This window comes from Pseudomonas sp. IT-P44 (assembly GCF_949768225.1).
GTDB lineage: Bacteria > Pseudomonadota > Gammaproteobacteria > Pseudomonadales > Pseudomonadaceae > Aquipseudomonas > Aquipseudomonas migulae.
In genome coordinates this window covers 127,427-140,589 of the sequence record NZ_CATKQM010000035.1, presented here as the reverse complement: position 1 = coordinate 140,589, position 13,163 = coordinate 127,427, and the positions used below count along the sequence as shown (strand labels likewise).

The following is a 13,163-nucleotide window of genomic DNA, read 5'->3' as shown; positions in this document are numbered from 1 at the left end:
ATGCTCCCCTTGTCACCCAGTTTGCTTACCACCCTCGCCGCCGCCTGCTTATATGCCGCTGCGACCATTTATCAGGGCTCTCGCCTGGCCACCGGCGCCAAGGCGAACAAACGCCTGCTGGTCACGCTCGGCGTGCTCGCCGTGCTGGCTCACAGCGCCAGCCTGTTCACCCATCTGCTGACACCGATTGGCCTGGGCCTGGACTTTTTCAGCGCCGCCAGCCTGATCGCCGCGGCGGTCATTGCCCTGACGCTGCTGGCCTGCTCGCGGATCCCGGTGGAAAACCTGCTGATATTGTTGTTGCCGCTGGGCGCCGCCACCGTGCTGCTGGCACAGTTCGCCCCGGCCGGCACGGTGCAGATCATCGACGAAGAGCCGGGCATCCTCGCGCATATCCTGTTGTCGATCCTGGCCTACGGCATGTTCACCATCGCGGTGTTCCAGGCCTTGCTGCTGCTGGTTCAGGACCATCAGCTCAAGCACAAGCACCCGTCCGGACTGATCAAGAACTTCCCGCCGCTGCAAACCATGGAAAGCCTGCTGTTCAGTTTCCTGTGGGCCGGCTGGACCTTGCTGTCGTTGTCGCTGATCTCTGGCTGGCTGTTCGTCGACAATCTGTTCGCCCAGCACCTGGTGCACAAAACCTTGCTGGCGTGCCTGGCCTGGATCGTCTTCAGCGTGCTGCTCTGGGGCCGCAACCGCCTCGGCTGGCGCGGACACAAGGCCATTCGCTGGACCCTCGCCGGTTTCTGCCTGTTGATGCTCGCGTATTTCGGCAGCAAGCTGGTCCGTGAATACATCCTGCACATCTGACGGGCGGCATAAATGGACGACTTGCCCATAGGGCCGATGCTCGCCGTAGTGGCCCTGCTGATTTTATGGTCGGGGCTGTTCACCGCCATTGAAGCGGCACACCAGCACTTGCTGGCCCAGCGCACCGCCTCGCGCGCAAGCGACAAACCGGTGGCAAGGCTGAGTTTTCCGCTCAACAGCCTGATTCTCTGCAACACCCTGTGCCGTGCACTGGTAGTGGTCATCAGCACCTTGCTGGCGATTTTCACCTGGGCTGAAAACGGTCCATGGGTCGCGTGCCTGGGGGCCGGCGCTATTCTGCTGGTGTTTGCCGACTACCTGCCGCGCACCCTGGCCGCCCGCTATCCCGACGCGGTTCTCGCGCTGGGCAACACCCTGCTCCGCGCGCCGCTGAAAATCATCTACCCGGCCGCCTGGCTGCTCAATGGCATCAGCCAGTTGCTGATGCGGCCGTTTGCCCGCAAGGCCAAAGTGGTGCAGCAGAGCGAGGACGAGACACCGAAGGATCGTCACGACGACCAACAACCGGTTTGCCGTCCGCACGCGGTGTCCGGCATCCACGCACTGGACAACATCACGGTCAACGACATTCTGGTGCCGCGCAGCGATGTCGACGGGATCAACCTCGACGACTCCATCGAAGAAATCCTCGAACAGCTTCGGGCCAACCGGCGCACGCGCCTGCCGGTGTTCCACAGTGACATCAACCAGGTCGAGGCGGTGCTCAACACTCGACAGATCCGCCACCTGCTGCCCGACGGAAACCTCACTCGCGAAGCGCTGCTGGCCGCGTGTCACGACCCGTATTTCGTACCGGAAAGCACACCGTTGCAGCTGCAATTGCTGAACTTCCACAAACAGCAGCGGCGCCTGGGCATGGTGGTCGACGAGTATGGAGAAGTACTCGGTATCGTCACGCTGGAAGACATTCTCGAAGAAATCGTCGGCGAATTCGAAAGCCAGCACAGCCTGGACAACCCGCACATCCATCCGCAGGCCGATGGACGCCTGGTGATCGACGGTGCGGCATCGATTCGCGACCTGAACAAAAGCCTCGGCTGGCATTTGCCCAGCGATGGCCCGAAAACCCTTAACGGGCTGGTGACCGAAGCGCTGGAGACCATTCCGGACAGTGCGGTGTGCCTGAAGATCGGGCGTTATCGGCTGGAGATTCTGGAGACCGAAGACAACCGCGTGACCCGCGTGTTGATCTGGCACACGGCTGCGACACCCACAACTGTCTGACACAACTCATTCTTTGTAGGAGCCAGGCTTGCCGGCGAAGACGCTCTCAAGTACGCCTTCGCCGGCAAGCCTGGCTCCTACAGTACTGTGTCGTCAGACCGTGGCATAATCGAGCCCGCTTACCCAAGCCCCGCCCCACCCCCGTGCTACCCGCACCCCCGCATCAAACCCACATCCCTGGGTGTTCGACCATAATAATTCGCTCCACTGGGGCACATGACTGTCAGGGATTACCGCATGACTACCAGCACGACCTATACCGAAACCACGCCTGCGCAACCGACGAACTCCGCCACCCGCGTGGCGACCGCGAGTTTCATCGGCACCGCCATCGAGTTCTACGACTTCTACGTGTACGCCACTGCCGCCGCGCTGGTGATCGGTCCGGTGTTTTTTCCGCAGACCTCAGGCACGGCCCAGATGCTCTCGGCGTTTCTCACGTTTGGCATCGCGTTCCTCGCCAGGCCGTTGGGCTCGGCACTGTTCGGCCACTTCGGTGACCGCATCGGGCGCAAATCGACCCTGGTCGCCTCCTTGCTGCTGATGGGCGTGTGCACCACGCTGATCGGCGTGCTGCCGGGTTACGACAGCATCGGGGCCTGGGCGCCGATCCTGCTCTGCGTGCTGCGCTTCGGCCAGGGTTTGGGCCTGGGTGGCGAATGGGGCGGCGCGGCATTACTGGCGACGGAGAACGCACCCAAGGGCAAGCGCGCCTGGTTCGGCATGTTCCCGCAGCTTGGCCCGTCGATTGGCTTTCTCGCGGCCAACGGGCTGTTTTTGACGCTGGCAATGACGCTGGACGACGAACAGTTCCGTTCGTGGGGCTGGCGGATCCCGTTCCTGCTCAGCGCCGCGCTGGTGATGGTCGGCCTGTACGTGCGCCTCAAGCTGCACGAAACCCCGGTGTTCGCCAATGCCATGGCCCGTCAGGAACGGGTGAAGATCCCGCTGGTCGAGCTGTTCAGCCAGTATTGGGCGCCGATGCTGCTGGGCGCCGGTTCGATGGTGGTGTGCTACGCGCTGTTCTACATCTCGACGGTGTTTTCGCTGAGTTATGGCGTGTCGACGCTGGGCTACACCCGCGAAACCTTCCTCGCGCTGCTGTGTTTTGCGGTGCTGTTCATGGCCGCCGCGACACCATTGTCGGCCTGGGCCAGTGACCGTTACGGGCGCAAACCGGTGCTGATCATCGGCGGCGTGCTGGCGATTCTGTCCGGGTTCTTGATGGAACCGCTGCTGACCCAGGGTTCGACCTGGGGCGTGGCGCTGTTTCTGTGCATCGAGCTGTTTCTGATGGGCGTGACGTTTGCGCCAATGGGTGCGCTGCTGCCGGAGCTGTTTCCGACACACGTGCGTTATACCGGTGCGTCAGCGGCCTACAACCTGGGCGGCATTGTCGGAGCCTCGGCGGCGCCGTTCTTTGCGCAGAAGCTGGTGGCGATGGGCGGTTTGAGTTACGTCGGCGGGTATGTGTCGGGGGCGGCGGTGCTGAGTTTGATTGCGGTGCTGTGCCTGAAAGAGACGCGTCACAACGACTTGAATCGGGTGGCCTGAACCAGAAGCATCGCCAGCAGGCTGGCTCCCACAGGGTTATTGGGTGTACACAAAATCTGTGACCGCCCAATAACCCTGTGGGAGCTAGCCTGCTAGCGATTGCCGCGCCTCGGTTTACAGCTGGACTACGACCGCCTGAGAAGCGCGGGTCGCTTTAGCCCGGGCAGCCTCGATCGACTCATCCCGCGCCAGCGCCACACCCATCCGGCGCTGACCATTCACTTCAGGCTTGCCGAACAGACGCAACGCCGTGTCCGGTTCGCTCAATGCCGCGCCGAGATTGGCAAAAGCCGTCTGGGTCGACTGCCCTTCCACCAGAATTACCGCCGAAGCCGAAGGCGCGAACTGACGGATCAATGGAATCGGCAGCCCCAGAATGGCCCGTGCGTGCAGTGCGAACTGCGACAGGTCCTGAGAAATCAGGGTCACCAGGCCGGTGTCGTGCGGGCGTGGCGAGACTTCGCTGAACCACACCTGATCGCCTTTGATGAACAGCTCGACGCCAAACAGACCACGACCGCCCAAGGCTTCGGTGACTGCTTTGGCCACACGCTCGGATTCCGCCAGGGCAACCGGGCTCATGGCTTGTGGCTGCCAGGACTCCTGATAGTCGCCCTTCTCCTGACGGTGACCGACCGGCGCGCAGAACGTGGTGCCGCCGACGTGGCGCACAGTCAGCAAGGTGATTTCGTAATCGAAGTCGATGAAGCCCTCGACGATCACCCGACCTTTACCGGCACGACCGCCTTCTTGCGCGTAATCCCACGCGGTTTTCACGTCATCGACGCTGCGCAACAGGCTCTGGCCCTTGCCCGACGAACTCATCACCGGCTTGACCACGCACGGGAAGCCCAGGTCCTGAACGGCTTTGCTGTAATCCTCGAAGGTGTCGGCAAAGTGGTACGGCGAGGTCGGCAGGTCCAGCTCTTCAGCGGCCAGGCGACGGATGCCTTCACGGTTCATGGTCAGTTGCGCAGCGCGTGCAGTCGGGATCACGGTGAAGCCTTCGGCTTCCAGTTCAACCAGGGTCGCGGTGGCGATGGCTTCGATTTCCGGCACGATGAAGTGCGGCTTCTCGGCTTCGATCACGGCACGCAGGGCAGCGCCGTCGAGCATGTTGATCACATGGCTGCGGTGAGCGACTTGCATGGCCGGCGCGTTGGCGTAACGGTCAACGGCAATCACTTCAACGCCCAGGCGTTGCAGCTCGATCACCACTTCCTTGCCCAACTCACCACAGCCACACATCAATACGCGGGTCGCGGTTGGCGACAATGGAGTTCCGATACGGGTCATCTCAGGTCCTCAAAAGAGCGGATCATCGAGGGTCGCTGTGCCTGGCACGCTTCCCATGGGGAGAAAGCGCGGCATTTTACATGAACCTGAGGGTTTGGCTTCAGCCGGCAATGGCCAGTTTGCGCAAGCGCCACGCCATGATCAGCCACACGACGGTCACGCCGGCGAACTTCGATCCCATGGCGGTGAGGATCACGGCCGGGGTGAAGGCGTCGATCATGCCGAAGAAGATGAAGGTATCGAGGGGAATGCTCAGGGCCGAACTTATCCACAGGCGGTCGTGCAGCGGGCGTTTGGTGATGCTGAACACCAGCCAGTCGATGCATTCGGAGACCGCGAACGCGGTGGCGCTGGCCAGGGCGATGGACGGATCGGAGGTGACATAGGAGAGCACCAGCGCTGCCAGCATCGCCGCGATTGCACCGTGGCCGAAGCGGGTTTGCACCATGTCGCGCAGGACGAAGACCAAACCGCCCCAGGCGGACCAGATGATGTCCAGGTGCGGCGCGGTGGAAAAGGCGTAGTTGATCAGCACGACGCTGCTGATGTAGGCGATCAGGAAGAGCATGGGACGTGAGAGTACCTGTCAATTTGGCGCACAGAGTACTGCAGAGAAGGTTGTGGTGTCAGCGCTGATGCCTTCGCGGGCAAGCCTCGCTCCTACGGATCTGCGTCGAACACGTAATTGTGGTTCAACCCTCACCCTGTAGGAGCGAGGCTTGCCCGCGAAGGGCGCACCTCAATTATCCGATTTAGCTCCGAACATCCAGATCAACCCACTGGATTTCGCCCGCTCATGGCACAAACCCAACACCTTGCGCCGCTCTTCGTTGTCCATCCGGCTCCAGCCCGTGATTTCCGCCACGGTGCGCTGGCACCCGGTGCAGATGTCATCGTCGTCCAGCGCACAGATATTCACGCAGGGCGATAGCACCGGACGTTCGGGCGTGTTCATTCTTCCTGCTCTGCCAGATCGCGGGCATAACGCTGGGAGTTATGCACATAGTGCGCAGCGCTGGCCTCGAGCATTTTTTTCTGCGGCTCGGTCAGCTCGCGCACGACCTTGCCGGGCGAGCCCATGACCAGCGAACCGTCCGGAATCTCCTTGCCTTCGCCGATCAGCGAGTTGGCGCCGATGATGCAGTTCTTGCCGATTTTTGCGCCGTTGAGGATCACTGCATTAATACCGATCAGGCTGTAGTCACCGACGGTGCAGCCGTGGAGCATGGCGTTGTGGCCGATGGTCACGCCGGTGCCGATGGTCAGCGGGTAGCCCATGTCGGTGTGCATCACGGTGCCGTCCTGGACGTTGCTGTTCTTGCCGATCAGGATCAGTTCGTTGTCGCCACGCAGCACGGCGTTGAACCAGACGTTGGCGCCCTCTTCCAGTTTGACCTTGCCCACCAGCACGGCGTTGGGGGCAACCCAGCTTTGCGGATGGGTGTCGACGCGGGCGTCGCCCAGGCGGTATTTCATCGTGTTGTCCTCAGGCTCAGGCAGCCGCGGCTTCACGCCATACGAGCGATGGCTTCAGGTGTTGATAAAACTCTTGGGCGGCTGGTGCAGGCTGATTTTGGCGTCATAGAGCAAGTTGATCAACTCGACGATCATGATCGCGGTCAGGCCCCAGATCTTGTATTCGCCATAACGATAACTCGGCACGTACCAGCTGCGGCCCTGGTAATCGATGCGATGGGTATGTTCACGCGGGTCTTTGCGGAAGAATTCCAGGGGAACGCTGAACACCGCAGCGATCTCGGCGTCGTTGGCCAGGTACTCGACAAAATCCGGGATCACGCCGACATAAGGCGTGACCTTGATGCCGTGCAGGGAAATCAGCGGGCTCAACGGCCCGATCACTTCGACCAGCCCCGGCGGCAGGCCGATTTCTTCTTCGGCCTCGCGTAGCGCGGTGAAAATCAGGTCCGGGTCTTCCGGGTCACGGCGTCCGCCGGGGAAGGCCACTTCGCCGCCATGGGTCGAGAGCCCGCTGGCGCGCAGGGTCAGAACCAGTTCCGGTTCATCACTGCGAGTGATGGGCACCAGAACCGCGGCCTCCGGGAAACGTTTGTCGGTTTCCAGTGTGCGTGGGGTGTGGTTGCTTACTCGATGCAGTAGCTCGTCCAGCATGAGTCTTCTCGATTTATTCGCTACCTCGCATCATGCACCAATCACACCGACCGCCCAACCCCCCGAACTGCGGAGTGTCGCTAAACGACAACTTGCCGACAGACACCGCCGCACGCCAAGATAGGCGCAGCATTCAGGAACCCAAGCATGAAATTTTGCAGTCAGTGCGGCAACCCGGTCACCCAGCGCATTCCCGAAGGCGATTCGCGTCTGCGTTTTGTCTGTGACAGCTGTCAGGCGATTCACTACCAGAACCCCAATATCGTCGCCGGCTGCGTGGCGACCTGGGGCTCGAAAGTGTTGCTGTGCCGGCGCGCCATCGAGCCACGGCTCGGTTACTGGACCCTGCCCGCCGGTTTCATGGAGAACGGTGAAACCATCGAGCAGGCGGCCATTCGCGAGACCGCCGAAGAAGCCTGCGCGCGGGTGCGCAACTTGAGCATCTATACATTGATCGATGTGCCGCACATCAGTCAGGTGCATGTGTTCTTTCGCGCAGAGCTGGTGGACCTGGATTTTTCCGCCGGTCCCGAGAGCCTGGAAGTGGCACTTTTCGACGAAGCCGACATCCCGTGGTCCGACCTGGCTTTCCGCACGGTGGGCCGTACCTTAGAATGCTTCTTCGCTGACCGGCGGACCGAGGTCTACCCCGTGCGATCCGAGTCGATCCCGCCGCTTGCTCAGCCTGCCATCACTTAAAAAACATCTATAAATAAAATAGCCGCGACACCTCTTAGGGATATCGTTTCAATGCGCTGGTTGCTTGCCCTGTTTTGCTTGTCGTTCGTCGCTATCTCCCAGGCTTCCGTAGCGGAAACGCTGGACGGCAAAGTCATCGACAAAGTCCTGGTTCTCAAGTCCGCCCACCAATTGCAATTGATCAACGACGGCAAGCCGCTGAAGACCTATCGCATCTCCCTGGGCAAACGCCCCAAGGGGCCGAAACTGATGGAAGGTGACAAACGCACGCCTGAAGGTTTCTATTGGCTGGACTGGCGCAAGGTCAGCGATAAATTCAACCTGGCGATGCACATCTCCTACCCGAACATCAGCGACTCCGCGCGCGCCCGGCGCGAAGGCGTCGAGCCCGGCGGCATGATCATGATCCACGGCACGCCGGACACCGAAGAAAACCCTGAAAACCTGTTCCACACCCTGGACTGGACCGACGGCTGCATCGCCATGCGCAACATGGACATGCGCGAGGTATGGGGCCTGGTGCCGGACGGCACGATGATCGAGATCCGCCCGTAACGCCCATGTTTCTCAAAAAGCCCGCTGACCATTACCGGTCCAGCGGGCTTTTTCATTGGCGCACCCTTTGCGGCGCCGAAGGATCCAGCACTTAGCGATGCGTAGCTGTCGGAAAACTGAACGCACATCACGAAACACCCCCGACCATTGAAACCACCCCCCACCTGCCCCATCTAAGACCCATACCCCATTGCGCAGGTGCCCCATGAGCGACCAGCAAGAATTCCCCGAAGACCCGAGCGACTACGCCGACCCCGAAAACGCCCCGCACCACTCCACCGGCAAAGGCCTCGCCCTGCCCGGCCAGAACCTGCCGGACAAGGTCTACATCATCCCGATCCACAACCGCCCGTTCTTCCCGGCCCAAGTGCTGCCGGTGATCGTCAATGAAGAACCGTGGGCTGAAACGCTGGATCTGGTGAGCAAATCCGATCATCACTCCCTGGCCCTGTTCTACATGGACACGCCCCAGGAAGACCCGCGCCATTTCGACACCTCGGCCCTGCCGCTCTACGGCACGCTGGTCAAGGTGCACCACGCCAGTCGTGAAAACGGCAAACTGCAATTCGTCGCCCAGGGCCTGACCCGCGTACGCCTCAAGACCTGGCTCAAGCACCATCGCCCGCCGTACCTGGTGGAAGTCGAGTACCCGCACCAGCCGACCGAGCCGACCGACGAGGTCAAGGCCTACGGCATGGCGCTGATCAACGCGATCAAGGAACTGCTGCCGCTCAACCCGCTGTACAGCGAAGAGCTGAAGAACTACCTCAACCGCTTCAGCCCCAACGATCCGTCGCCGCTGACCGACTTCGCCGCCGCCCTGACTTCGGCGACCGGCAGCGAGCTGCAAGAAGTGCTCGACTGCGTGCCGATGCTCAAGCGCATGGAAAAAGTCCTGCCGATGCTGCGCAAGGAAGTTGAGGTTGCGCGGCTGCAAAAAGAAATTTCCGCCGAAGTTAACCGCAAGATCGGCGAGCATCAGCGCGAGTTTTTCCTCAAAGAACAGTTAAAAGTCATCCAGCAAGAGCTGGGTCTGACCAAGGATGACCGCAGCGCCGACATCGAGCAGTTCGAACAGCGCCTGGTCGGCAAGGTGTTGTCGACGCAGGCGCAGAAACGCATCGAAGAGGAAATGAACAAGCTGTCGATCCTCGAGACCGGCTCGCCGGAGTACGCGGTCACCCGCAACTACCTCGACTGGGCCACCTCGGTGCCGTGGGGCGTGTATGGCGAGGACAAACTCGACCTCAAGCACGCCCGCAAGGTGCTGGACAAGCACCACGCCGGTCTTGACGACATCAAGGACCGCATCCTCGAATTCCTCGCCGTGGGTGCCTACAAAGGTGAGATCAGCGGCTCCATTGTGCTGCTGGTCGGCCCGCCAGGCGTGGGTAAAACCAGCGTCGGCAAATCCATCGCCGAATCCTTGGGCCGGCCGTTCTACCGCTTCAGCCTCGGCGGCATGCGCGACGAAGCCGAGATCAAGGGTCACCGTCGCACCTACATTGGTGCGATGCCGGGCAAACTCGTGCAAGCGTTGAAAGACGTCGAAGTGATGAACCCGGTGATCATGCTCGACGAAATCGACAAGATGGGCCAGAGCTACCAGGGCGATCCGGCCTCGGCGCTGCTGGAAACCCTCGACCCGGAACAGAACGTCGAATTCCTCGACCATTACCTGGACCTGCGTCTGGACCTGTCGAAAGTGCTGTTCGTCTGCACCGCCAACACCCTCGATTCAATCCCCGGCCCGTTGCTCGACCGGATGGAAGTGATTCGCCTGTCGGGTTACATCACCGAAGAAAAAATCGCCATCGCCAAACGTCATCTGTGGCCCAAGCAGCTTGAGAAGGCGGGCGTGTCGAAAGGCAGCCTGAGCATCAGCGACACCGCGTTGAAGGCGCTGATCGACGGTTACGCCCGTGAAGCCGGGGTGCGGCAGTTGGAAAAACAACTGGGCAAACTGGTGCGCAAGGCGGTGATGAAGTTGATCGATGAGCCGAAAGCGGTGATCAAGCTCGGCCCGAAAGACCTCGAAGCCTCACTCGGCCACCCGGTGTTCCGCAACGAGCAAGTGCTGTCCGGTACCGGCGTGATCACTGGGCTGGCCTGGACCAGCATGGGCGGCGCGACACTGCCGATTGAAGCGACGCGGATTCACACGCTCAACCGTGGCTTCAAACTCACCGGACAACTGGGCGACGTGATGAAGGAGTCAGCGGAAATTGCCTACAGCTACGTCAGTTCGAATCTGAAGTCGTTTGGCGGGGATCCGAAGTTCTTCGACGAGGCTTTCGTCCACCTGCACGTACCGGAAGGCGCCACCCCGAAAGACGGCCCGAGCGCCGGTGTGACCATGGCCAGCGCCCTGCTCTCGCTGGCACGCAATCAGCCGCCGAAAAAAGGCGTGGCCATGACCGGCGAACTGACGCTGACGGGGCATGTTCTGCCGATTGGCGGGGTGCGCGAGAAGGTGATTGCGGCGCGGCGGCAGAAGATTTTTGAATTGATTCTGCCGGAGCCTAACCGTGGGAGTTTTGATGAGTTGCCGGATTATCTGAAGGAAGGGATTACCGTGCATTTCGCCAAGCGCTTTGCGGATGTGGCGAAGGTGTTGTTTTAATTCATCGCCTCACTGCACAACAGGCCACCTGTCGGAACTGATACTTCTAACAGGTGGATTCATTTCCCGATCCTGATAAAAGGGTTGCTCATCGCCCATTAAAGTTAGAGCAATCATGGAAGAAAAAACGCAATTAGCCCCTCCGACTATCTTGAATCCAAAAGAGGGGGATAAGGTTGAAAAACTGGTAATGAACGGGGTAGGCGAACCGTCCACTGTCATAGAACTGAACTTCAGTTTTTGGACTGAAGACCATTGGAAACCCATGACCGAGGTAAAACAGGACGGGGCGTGGAGCTTTACACCCGAAGGAACAGAACTAGAAATGCCTATGCAAGCCTGGGTTCGTGTAAGACAACGACGGCATTGGCCAGAAGAAACATCCGAACCAAGCAAAAAAGTACATTACCAAAAACTGCTTGAACCACCCCGAATAACCAAACCCCTGAAAGGAGAGTCACTTCCTCTGATCGAGCAAACTATCCAAGGAAATGCATACCACTTCAGTACTCGGGTCGACATCGAACTGATCAAGGTAAGTCCATTACCCATTGGCACATACAAAACCAGTATTAATCCTGATGGCGGCGGTTATTGGAAGGCAACACCCAACTGGGCGCTGACCCCTGGTTCTTATGTACTGAAGGCCATGCAAACACATACAGACATTCATGGAAAAACACATGAGTCGAACTGGACTCACGACTTGCCCATCATCATAAAGTGACTCTACTGTTGCTCCATAAAAAGCAGACAAGTGCATAGCGGATATAGCCGAAAAACTGCGGCAGAAGACCTTTGAATTGATTCTGCCAAAGCACGATATCGGCAGTTTCGGCGAGTTACCGGAAGGAAGGGGGGTTACCGTGCATTTTGCCAAGCGCTTTGCGGATGTGGTGAAGGTGTTGTTCTGATGGTTATGTAGCGCCTGCGGAATCGCCATCGCCGGCAAGCCGGCTCCTACACGGTTTTTTGTCGTACGCATGTTTTGTGGCTGCACTAATCCTCTGTAGGAGCCGGCTTGCCGGCGATGGCGTCAGCCCTGACAACGCAAACTCCGGCAGCTCGTCACAATTTGTCTCATCTTCAGTTATGCTCGCCGTTCGTCGTGAATGCCGGAGCCACTGACCTCATGTCCCCCACCCGCCTGTTTGTCCCCCTCGCCCTCGCCTTGCTGGCCGCGTGCGCCACGCAACCGAAACAGAACGTGACTGTGGAAAAACAAAGCGAATGCCCCGTGCAACTGCACAACGGGCAAAACCTGATCCTGTCCCTGCCGAGCAACCCGACCACGGGTTACCGCTGGGCGATCCAGGATTCGGCCGGTGGCGTATTGCGCGCTCTGGGGCCAGAAGTTTATCGAAACCCGGAAGATGCCGGTGTCGTGGGCGCAGCCGGTGTGTCGACCTGGCGCTTTCAGGCGTTCGCGGCCGGTTCGGGGCGCTTGCGCCTGACTTCGCAACAACCCTGGGCGCCGGAAGTGCCAGCGGTGGAAACCTTCGACTGCGCGATCTCGGTTAACTGATCATGGGCTGGCTGATTCTGGCGCTGATGGGCGCGGTGACCTTTCTTTACGGCCTGAGCGTGCACGCCGCGCTGCTCTGCCTGCTGGTCAAACCGTTGCCTGTGCTGGCCTTGCTCGGCTGGCTGCACGATGCACCGCCCAGCGAATATCGACGCTGGATCAGCCTGGGCTTGATCTTTTCCCTGCTCGGCGATGTCTTGCTCGCGTGGCCGGGGGATTTGTTTGTGTTCGGCCTCGGGGCGTTTTTGGTCGCGCACCTTGCCTATCTGAAAGCTTATTTGAGTGATTGCCGGCGGTTGGCGGTGCTGCCGTTGATCCTCGCGCTGGGCGTCGGCGCGGTGCTGTTGGGGATTTTGATTGCCAATGGTCTGGGCCCATTGCTGATCCCGGTGATCGTCTACGGTCTGGCCATCAGCGCCATGCTTTGGCGGGCACTGGCGCGTCTGGGCACCGATGTACCGAAGCGCTCGGCGCTGCTGGCGGCTGGCGGAGCGCTGGCGTTTGTGTTTTCAGATAGCGTGATTGGTATCAATCGGTTTGTTGCGCCGTTTCATGCCGCGCCTTACGTCATCATCCTCAGTTACTGGCTGGGGCAATGGGGGATTGCGGCATCCGCGTTCGGCACCAAACCGCGCTGAATTCATCGCGAGCAAGTCCGCTCCCACAAGGACGGTGATAAACCTATGGGAGCGGGCTTGCTCGCGAAAGCAGTATCACTGAACA

At 60.2% G+C, this 13,163-nt stretch carries 14 protein-coding genes; 9 read left to right on the top strand and 5 right to left on the bottom strand.

All coding sequences use genetic code 11. The annotated features are described in order from the left end of the window. From ACM6IO_RS18795 to ACM6IO_RS18785, 3 genes are all read left to right on the top strand, one after another. Window positions 1–813 carry an inner membrane protein YpjD gene (locus ACM6IO_RS18795; RefSeq protein WP_032828592.1) on the top strand — a complete coding sequence of 271 codons (813 nt, stop codon included), beginning with the start codon at window positions 1–3 and terminating at the stop codon, window positions 811–813. A gap of 12 nt (window positions 814–825) precedes the next feature. Next, window positions 826–2,058, top strand: a complete 1,233-nt coding sequence (locus ACM6IO_RS18790) for an HlyC/CorC family transporter (RefSeq protein ID WP_414912018.1) — start codon at window positions 826–828, stop codon at window positions 2,056–2,058. Window positions 2,059–2,295: 237 nt separating this feature from the next. Then, window positions 2,296–3,612, top strand: a complete 1,317-nt coding sequence (locus tag ACM6IO_RS18785; RefSeq protein ID WP_223437910.1) for an MFS transporter — start codon at window positions 2,296–2,298, stop codon at window positions 3,610–3,612. A 114-nt stretch (window positions 3,613–3,726) separates the two neighbouring features. Here the strand turns inward: ACM6IO_RS18785 and purT are convergent, their stop codons facing one another. The 5 genes from purT to ACM6IO_RS18760 form a co-directional block, all read right to left on the bottom strand. Further along, window positions 3,727–4,908: a formate-dependent phosphoribosylglycinamide formyltransferase gene (gene purT / locus ACM6IO_RS18780; protein WP_414912017.1), complete on the bottom strand. Its 1,182-nt coding sequence runs from the start codon at window positions 4,906–4,908 to the stop codon at window positions 3,727–3,729. A 100-nt stretch (window positions 4,909–5,008) separates the two neighbouring features. Further along, a complete protein-coding gene (locus ACM6IO_RS18775; RefSeq protein ID WP_008042383.1) occupies window positions 5,009–5,476 on the bottom strand; it encodes a VUT family protein in 468 nt (155 codons plus the stop codon). A gap of 171 nt (window positions 5,477–5,647) precedes the next feature. Further along, on the bottom strand, window positions 5,648–5,863 hold the full coding sequence (locus tag ACM6IO_RS18770; protein WP_192228453.1) for a DUF1289 domain-containing protein: 216 nt from the start codon (window positions 5,861–5,863) through the stop codon (window positions 5,648–5,650). Further along, window positions 5,860–6,384, bottom strand: coding sequence for a gamma carbonic anhydrase family protein (locus ACM6IO_RS18765; RefSeq protein WP_008025583.1), 525 nt, complete (start codon window positions 6,382–6,384; stop codon window positions 5,860–5,862). Before ACM6IO_RS18765 ends, ACM6IO_RS18770 begins: the two co-directional genes overlap by 4 nt. Before the next feature lie 54 nt (window positions 6,385–6,438). After that, complete coding sequence (locus ACM6IO_RS18760; RefSeq protein ID WP_008042385.1) at window positions 6,439–7,038, bottom strand: CoA pyrophosphatase; 600 nt, start codon at window positions 7,036–7,038, stop codon at window positions 6,439–6,441. 147 nt (window positions 7,039–7,185) lie between these two features. Here ACM6IO_RS18760 and ACM6IO_RS18755 point away from each other — a divergent pair, with 147 nt between their 5' ends. From ACM6IO_RS18755 to ACM6IO_RS18730, 6 genes are all read left to right on the top strand, one after another. Then, the gene (locus ACM6IO_RS18755; protein ID WP_008042386.1) at window positions 7,186–7,737 is read left to right on the top strand and encodes an NUDIX hydrolase; all 552 of its coding nucleotides are present in this window, start codon (window positions 7,186–7,188) and stop codon (window positions 7,735–7,737) included. A 51-nt stretch (window positions 7,738–7,788) separates the two neighbouring features. Continuing rightward, window positions 7,789–8,292: a L,D-transpeptidase family protein gene (locus ACM6IO_RS18750; protein ID WP_008025576.1), complete on the top strand. Its 504-nt coding sequence runs from the start codon at window positions 7,789–7,791 to the stop codon at window positions 8,290–8,292. A gap of 205 nt (window positions 8,293–8,497) precedes the next feature. Then, on the top strand, window positions 8,498–10,915 hold the full coding sequence (gene lon / locus ACM6IO_RS18745) for an endopeptidase La (protein WP_008042395.1): 2,418 nt from the start codon (window positions 8,498–8,500) through the stop codon (window positions 10,913–10,915). Window positions 10,916–11,030: 115 nt separating this feature from the next. Further along, window positions 11,031–11,642 carry a hypothetical protein gene (locus tag ACM6IO_RS18740; RefSeq protein WP_414912016.1) on the top strand — a complete coding sequence of 204 codons (612 nt, stop codon included), beginning with the start codon at window positions 11,031–11,033 and terminating at the stop codon, window positions 11,640–11,642. A gap of 405 nt (window positions 11,643–12,047) precedes the next feature. Further along, the gene (locus ACM6IO_RS18735; RefSeq protein WP_223520672.1) at window positions 12,048–12,440 is read left to right on the top strand and encodes a protease inhibitor I42 family protein; all 393 of its coding nucleotides are present in this window, start codon (window positions 12,048–12,050) and stop codon (window positions 12,438–12,440) included. Between the two features lie 2 nt (window positions 12,441–12,442). Further along, window positions 12,443–13,078 carry a lysoplasmalogenase gene (locus ACM6IO_RS18730; RefSeq protein ID WP_192420143.1) on the top strand — a complete coding sequence of 212 codons (636 nt, stop codon included), beginning with the start codon at window positions 12,443–12,445 and terminating at the stop codon, window positions 13,076–13,078. Window positions 13,079–13,163: the final 85 nt, after the last annotated feature.

Bases quoted from the DNA above. Each gene is read 5' to 3' on its own strand.
- lon (WP_008042395.1), top strand. From the start codon at position 8,498: ATGAGCGACCAGCAAGAATTCCCCGAAGACCCGAGCGACTACGCCGAC.
- ACM6IO_RS18755 (WP_008042386.1), top strand. From the start codon at position 7,186: ATGAAATTTTGCAGTCAGTGCGGCAACCCGGTCACCCAGCGCATTCCC.
- ACM6IO_RS18730 (WP_192420143.1), top strand. From the start codon at position 12,443: ATGGGCTGGCTGATTCTGGCGCTGATGGGCGCGGTGACCTTTCTTTAC.
- ACM6IO_RS18785 (WP_223437910.1), top strand. From the start codon at position 2,296: ATGACTACCAGCACGACCTATACCGAAACCACGCCTGCGCAACCGACG.
- ACM6IO_RS18770 (WP_192228453.1), bottom strand. From the start codon at position 5,863: ATGAACACGCCCGAACGTCCGGTGCTATCGCCCTGCGTGAATATCTGT.
- ACM6IO_RS18795 (WP_032828592.1), top strand. From the start codon at position 1: ATGCTCCCCTTGTCACCCAGTTTGCTTACCACCCTCGCCGCCGCCTGC.
- ACM6IO_RS18765 (WP_008025583.1), bottom strand. From the start codon at position 6,384: ATGAAATACCGCCTGGGCGACGCCCGCGTCGACACCCATCCGCAAAGC.
- purT (WP_414912017.1), bottom strand. From the start codon at position 4,908: ATGACCCGTATCGGAACTCCATTGTCGCCAACCGCGACCCGCGTATTG.
- ACM6IO_RS18760 (WP_008042385.1), bottom strand. From the start codon at position 7,038: ATGCTGGACGAGCTACTGCATCGAGTAAGCAACCACACCCCACGCACA.
- ACM6IO_RS18775 (WP_008042383.1), bottom strand. From the start codon at position 5,476: ATGCTCTTCCTGATCGCCTACATCAGCAGCGTCGTGCTGATCAACTAC.
- ACM6IO_RS18735 (WP_223520672.1), top strand. From the start codon at position 12,048: ATGTCCCCCACCCGCCTGTTTGTCCCCCTCGCCCTCGCCTTGCTGGCC.
- ACM6IO_RS18790 (WP_414912018.1), top strand. From the start codon at position 826: ATGGACGACTTGCCCATAGGGCCGATGCTCGCCGTAGTGGCCCTGCTG.
- ACM6IO_RS18750 (WP_008025576.1), top strand. From the start codon at position 7,789: ATGCGCTGGTTGCTTGCCCTGTTTTGCTTGTCGTTCGTCGCTATCTCC.
- ACM6IO_RS18740 (WP_414912016.1), top strand. From the start codon at position 11,031: ATGGAAGAAAAAACGCAATTAGCCCCTCCGACTATCTTGAATCCAAAA.